The 6333-nt window shown below is 66.0% G+C and carries 5 protein-coding genes; 1 reads left to right on the top strand and 4 read right to left on the bottom strand.

Annotation, left to right across the window (positions count from 1 at the left end):
• Window positions 1-180 precede the first annotated feature (180 nt).
• The 4 genes from ACT6Y9_RS07670 to ACT6Y9_RS07685 form a co-directional block, all read right to left on the bottom strand.
• The gene (locus ACT6Y9_RS07670) at window positions 181-1113 is read right to left on the bottom strand and encodes an alpha/beta hydrolase (RefSeq protein WP_443744098.1); all 933 of its coding nucleotides are present in this window, start codon (window positions 1111-1113) and stop codon (window positions 181-183) included.
• Between the two features lie 120 nt (window positions 1114-1233).
• Entirely contained in the window at window positions 1234-2256 is a 1023-nt protein-coding gene (locus ACT6Y9_RS07675; RefSeq protein ID WP_443744099.1) for a cation diffusion facilitator family transporter, read from the bottom strand.
• A gap of 227 nt (window positions 2257-2483) precedes the next feature.
• On the bottom strand, window positions 2484-3815 hold the full coding sequence (gene argG, locus ACT6Y9_RS07680) for an argininosuccinate synthase (RefSeq protein ID WP_295479830.1): 1332 nt from the start codon (window positions 3813-3815) through the stop codon (window positions 2484-2486).
• A gap of 217 nt (window positions 3816-4032) precedes the next feature.
• Window positions 4033-4725: an NUDIX hydrolase gene (locus ACT6Y9_RS07685; RefSeq protein WP_443744100.1), complete on the bottom strand. Its 693-nt coding sequence runs from the start codon at window positions 4723-4725 to the stop codon at window positions 4033-4035.
• Window positions 4726-5115: 390 nt separating this feature from the next.
• On the opposite strand from ACT6Y9_RS07685, the gene ansB reads away from it, so the two are divergent.
• The gene (gene ansB, locus ACT6Y9_RS07690) at window positions 5116-6156 is read left to right on the top strand and encodes an L-asparaginase 2 (protein WP_443744101.1); all 1041 of its coding nucleotides are present in this window, start codon (window positions 5116-5118) and stop codon (window positions 6154-6156) included.
• Window positions 6157-6333 lie beyond the last annotated feature (177 nt).

Below are 6333 nucleotides of genomic sequence, written 5' to 3' on the forward strand. Positions count from 1 at the left end.
GGGATTAAAAACGAAGCCGGGATTATAAGCGGGGCCGGAGCGCCGTTCGACCGGAGCGCGCCGCCGCTGATGTCGGAACTGCGCCGCCCGGGGCGGCGAGCCGCCCGCTTGAGAACGCACTCAGTCCGACATTTTAAGATCTTTCCCTTAGTTTTCCGAAGTCTTTCGCGGCGCGGGCTTCTACTCCGACGCCGGATGGAGCGCGGAGCCCGCCTCGGGCTTCGCGGGGAAGAGCTTCTTCAGGGCGTCGAAGATCCCCGGAAGGGCGATCGAGCCGTGCACCTCCTCGTGGAAGAAGCGGATCGAGGTGCGCACGCCCTGCTCGTTCAGAACGGGAAAAGCCTTGGCGCGCAGGTCGTCGGCGCGCGCGAGGTGGTAGCTGGTTTCGGGCCGCGTCTGCGCGGCGAAGGCGACGTAGAGCTCCGGCGCGGGCTTCTCGACCGTGCGGGCGCCCGCCCTGACGGCGCGGGCCACCACGACGCCGCGGTCCCACCAGAGGCTCGGGTCGATCGCGGCGTAGCCGTCGAAGGCGTTCGGGTGCCAGAGGAGCACGTTCAGCGTGAAGAGCCCCGCATAGGAGTGGCCGATGAGCACGCGGCGCGCGACGCGGGTGTTCTGCGGCAGGTGCGATTCGACCGACGCGCGCAGCTCCGTCGTGAGGAAGTGGTAGAAGGACTCGGCGCCGCCCCCGACCTCCTTCGCGTTTTCGTCGACGGTGCCGTCGCGCCGGGCGTTCGAGGCCGTCGGCGTGAAGTCCTGCGTGCGGTCGCCGCTCACGACGCCCACCACGACGGTGGGTCCCAACGAAGAGAGGCGCGAGCCCTCGAGAAAGGACGCGAAGGCCGCCGTCGACGCGAAGAGCTTTTCGCCGTCGAGCACGTAGACCACCGTGACGCTCTCCGGGGGCGTTTCGCCCGCAAACGCCGTCGGGATGCGCATCCAGTATTCGCGCTCCTCGGCGAGGAGCCCGGAGTGGATCCGGTGCGATTCGCCGAGCAAAAGCGGCGCCGCCGAGGCTGAGGAAAGCACGGAGAGGCCGCCCGGCGCGGCCGCGGCCGGGAGGGCCGCCGCCGCCCAAAGGGCGAAGATGAGAGGCAGAAACTTTGGGAGCATTCGGAAAATCGAGGGCGCGGATCGTTCGTATTTTGAAGCGCCGAACATTATCTCATTCGCTCCTGCGCCTCCCCATGCTCCCGAGGAGAGGAATAACCCGCGCCCGGAGCACGGGTCGATTCAAACTTGCCGAGCTCCGCCCTTCGTCCCGGCGAGGCAGGGCGCCGGAGCGTCCGCGCGCCGCACCTCCCAGCACGGGTCTATCGACTTCCATTCGGGCTGCACCGTGATGTGCTCGATCGCGAAGCGCCCCTTCACGCCCTCGCGGATCTCGTGAAGGATCACGGGCCAGCGGCACCAGCTCGAGATGCGCACGTGGCACTGCAGGGCGTTTTCACCGGGTGCGATGGTCCAGACGTGGAGGTCGTGGACCTCCTCGACGTCCGGCACCGAGCGGATGTATTCGCCCACGGCGTCGTAGTCCGTGTTCTCCGGCGTCCCGTCGAGCAGGATGCGGATCGAGTCGCGCAGGATGGTCCAGGTCGCGTGAAGCAGCAAGGCGCCGACGAACATCGAAAGCAGCGGATCCACGATCGCCGGGCCCCCGAGCCAGATCACGCCGCCCGCGACGATAGCCGCCACCGACCCCATGAGGTCTCCCATGACGTGCAGGAGCGCCGCACGGGTGTTGACGTTTTTGCGGTCGCGCGAGAGCGACCAGGCGACGGCGACGTTGATCACGAGGCCCGTGAGGGCGATCGCCATCACGTTGAAGCCCGAGACGGCCGCGGGCTCGCGGATGCGCTCGAAGGCTTCAACGAAGAGCCAGAGCACGACGCCGAGCATCACGAGGCCGTTGACGAAGGCCGCGACCACCTCGACGCGGCCGTGCCCGAAGCTGTGCGCCTCGTCGGCGCCCTTCATCGCGATGCGGTTGGCGATGAGCGCGAAGAAGAGGCTCATCGAGTCGGTGAGCATGTGGCCCGCGTCGCCGATGAGGGCGAGGGAGTTCGCCCACCAGCCGCCCGCGAGCTCAATCGCGGAGAAGCCGAGCGTCAGAAGAACGGCGAATCCGAGAACGGACGCCCTCGTGCGGGGTGCCGCATGCGTGCGGGGGCTGTCGCCCTCGCCGTGAGTGAAGAATTCCTGCGGGTCCTCGAGCACCGCGCCGCCCGCGGCTGCCTGCTTCTCGATCCGAGTCATGAACGATCCCTCCCAAAGAGAAAGGAGATAAAACGTCTCCCTGCGAACGGAAGAAGGGCCTCGAAATGAGAACGAATTCCCGATTGCTGCGCCCATAACAAAACCGCCCGAGCGGCACCCTTTGAGGTGCGTCTCAGGCGGTTTTTCAGGAACGCATTCTAGATCAGCGGATCAAAGTCGGCGAATTTTCATCGTAACTTATTGTTTCCACTGAAAAAGAACGATTCTCACTTGGCTTCGGGGGCGAGCAGCGGCGTCATGTCGCTGCCCGAGAGCAGGCCTTCCTTGGCGTAGATGCCGAGCTTCGCGCGGGTGTCGACGATGTCGAGGTTGCGCATCGTGAGCTGGCCGATGCGGTCCTCGGCCGTGAACATCGAGTCGCCCTTCTCCATCGTGAGGCGCGTGGGTTCGTAGGTGAGGTTCGGGCTCACGGTGTTGAGGATCGTGTAGTCGTTGCCGCGGCGCAGCTCGAGCGTGACCTCGCCCGTGATCGCCGAGGCGACCCAGCGCATGGCGGTTTCGCGCAGCATGATCGCCTGGCTGTCGAACCAACGGCCCTGGTAGAGGTAGCGGCCGAGGCGGATGCCGTTCGTGCGGTACTGCTCGATCGTGTCCTCGTTGTGGATGCCGGTGACGAGGCGTTCGTAGGCGATGAAGAGGAGCGCCATACCCGGGGCTTCGTAGATGCCGCGGCTCTTCGCCTCGATGATGCGGTTTTCGATCTGGTCGGACATGCCGAGGCCGTGACGGCCGCCGATGCGGTTCGCCTCCATCATGAGGGCGACCGGGTCGGAGAACTTCTCGCCGTTCAACGCGACCGGCACGCCTTCCTTGAAGGCGACCTTGACCACTTCGGGCTCGATCTTGCAGTCGGCGCGCCAGAAGGGAACGCCCATGATCGGGTCGACGATCTTCATGCTCGTCTCGAGGTGCTCGAGGTCCTTCGCCTCATGCGTGGCGCCGAGCATGTTCGAGTCGGTCGAATAGGCCTTCTCGGCGGACATGCGGTAGTTGAACCCTTCCTTCTGCAGGAAGGCGGACATTTCGGCGCGGCCGCCGAGCTCGCGGATGAACGTCACGTCGAGCCAAGGCTTGTAGATCTTGAGGTTCGGATTGGCGAGCAGACCGTAGCGGTAGAAGCGCTCGATGTCGTTGCCCTTGTAGGTCGAGCCGTCGCCCCAGATGTTGACGCCGTCCTCGCGCATGGCGGCCACGAGCATCGTGCCCGTCACGGCGCGCCCGAGCGGCGTGGTGTTGAAGTAGAGCTGGCCGCCCGTGGAGATGTGGAAGGCGCCCGACTGAATGGCGGCGATGCCTTCGTTCACGAGCTGCGCGCGGCAGTCGACGAGGCGCGCCTTCTCGGCGCCGTACTCCATCGCGCGGCGGGGAATCGCTTCGTAGTCCGACTCGTCGGGCTGCGCCAGATTGGCCGTGTAGGCGTAGGGGAGCGCCCCCTTGGTCTTCATCCAGCGAAGAGCGCAGCTCGTGTCGAGACCGCCCGAGAAGGCGATGCCAACCTTCTCACCAACCGGAACGCTTTGCAGAATCGTTTGAGACATGACTTGTGATTTCCCGTTCGTACTTAAATTCTTTGTCGAGAACGCCCGGAGTGTCGGGCCGCCCATCATTATCAACGCCCCGGAACGGGTTTTGGCGCGCTCCCGCCCGCCCGCGCGGCCTTTATCCGGGTGGTGGCAAAGTCCATAAGGCATTCACCCTATCTCCTTTGCGCAAGAGTCGTGGATTTGTCGACAAATCGCGCGGATTCGGGCGAAATCAACGGGATTTGTGCGGTTTTCCGGACCCGTGCGGCTGATTGGCGGCGTTGAGGGCCTCGGCGAGGAAGGGGAGAATCCTGCGGTCGTTCGGGCGGTTGAGGAGCTCGAGGAGTCCGTGGGCCGGAACGAGCGTCACCGCCTGGCTCTCCCAGCCCACGTCGGCGGGCGAGCCCGCGGTGCGCCGCGCGAGGTAGTAGCGCGTGACGGTCTTCGTGCGTTCGACGTCGCAGAGGTAGGCGAGGGGTTGGGCGACGAGCCCGCTCTCCTCCCAGCACTCCTTCAGGGCGTTGACGAGGAGCGTGAGGCCCGGTTCAAGCCGCCCCTTCGGGAAGGTCGCCTCGACGTCGCCGAACTGATTGGTCGGGTGCACGATCCAGATGCGGTGGTCGGGCTCCACCATCACGACGCCGCTCGTGCGGCGCTTGGGGCTCTCGGGCTCCGGAGGTTCCGGGAAGTCCCGGTAGAGCCGCATGAACCGCGCCCAGTCGTCCGTCCCGAGGGACTCGTGCGTGAAGGCGACGCCGTTGAGGCTCTCGGGAAGGCGTGCGCGCTCCGTCACCGAATAGGTCGCCCGCGCCTGCGGGTCGAGCCAGGTCCCGGGCGCCGTTGCGGGCGTCGGCCGGAAGACCGGCACGGGCGCGCCGGTTTCGTCGGGCTGCGGGTGAAAGAGGATGGCGGGCGTTTCGGACATGGGGAGCGCAGTGGACGGCGGAATTGAAGCGGAGGCGATTTTAGGCGGGTGTCTGTGACGCCTTCATGAAGCGCCTCCGTGCGCTGAGGACGAGCGCGGACTGCCGGAGGGCGCGCCCGCCGTGCATCAGTAGATGCCCGTATGTTGAGCACGACTTTGAAGCGCCGTCAAGGAAAGGAGACAAATCGTCCGGGAGCTCCACTCCCGGCGTCTATATTGCCCTCAAGCAGGCGGATCGGGGACACTGCGGCGTCCCTTTCCTTGCCGCGCCCGCGGCGCATGAAGCGCCGCTCTCCGGCCGCTGCACCCGCGGTCACGCACTGCTCAGACAAACCGGAGGCGCATCGACCTCCGGAAACACCACCACAGAGAAGAGAAAGGAGCATTCACATGCAGCTCAAGCATTCGCTCGTTGCCCTTGCCATCGCCGCGGCCTCGTCGTGCGCCATGGCGCTGCCGAACATCGCCGTTCTGGCGACGGGCGGCACGATCGCCGGTGCGGGCCAGTCCGCGACGGGTTCGGCCTACAAGTCCGGCCAGGTCTCGGTGAACCACCTCGTCGCCGCCGTGCCGCAGCTTGCGAACATCGCCAACGTCACCCCGATCCAGGTCGCCCAGATCGGCTCGCAGGACATGACCGACGAAGTCTGGCTCAAGCTCGCCAAGACGCTCGCGAGCGACTGCGGCAAGTACGACGGCTTCGTGATCACGCACGGCACCGACACGATGGAGGAGACCGCGTACTTCCTGCAGCTCACCAACCGCTGCAAGAAGCCCGTCGTGCTCGTGGGCGCCATGTTGCCCTCGACGGGCCTCTCCGCCGACGGTCCGCGCAACCTCTACCAGGCCGTGATCACCGCCGCTGATCCGAAGACCGCCGAGCAGGGCGTCGTCGTCGCGATGGACAACGTCGTGATCGGCGCGCGCGACGTCTACAAGTCGAACACCACGCAGCCCGAAACCTTTCAAGCGATGAACTTCGGCAAGGTGGGCTGGATCTTCAACGATAAGGTGACCTATGAGGCCGTCGGCCTGCGCGCCCAGCTCCCGGCGCCCTTCGACGTCACCAAGCTCAACGAGCTCCCGAAGGTCGGCATCGTCTACAACCATGCGGGCGTGGGCGGTGAACAGGCCGAAGCGCTAGTCAAGGCCGGCTACAAGGGCATCGTGAGCGCCGGCGTCGGCAACGGCAACATCCACAAGGCGATCTGGCCGGTCCTCGAGCAGGCCGCCAAGGACGGCGTCGTCGTGGTCCGCACCTCGCGCGTCCCGACGGGCTCCGCCACCAAGGACGCCGAAGTGGACGACCAGAAGATGCACTGGGTCGCCGGTCAGTCCCTGAACCCGCAGAAGGCCCGCGTGCTGCTGCAGCTCTCGCTCACGCAGACCTCCGACTGGAAGAAGGTCCAGGAATACTTCGACAAGTACTGATCTTCCCGTCTCCCTCTCCGTGCGCGGCGGCTCCGATGCTCCAGAGCCGCCCCGTACGGATGATCGAGCCAAGAGGCGCCGGCCGCTTCTCCCGCTCTGCGCAGGGAAAGGCCGGCGTTTTCTTGTGATCACTCTCCGGCCTGAAGGCCGGAGCTTCTTGATTCGCTGAGCCTCGCG

Source organism: Sutterella sp., assembly GCF_052272535.1.
Classification (GTDB): domain Bacteria; phylum Pseudomonadota; class Gammaproteobacteria; order Burkholderiales; family Burkholderiaceae_F; genus Sutterella.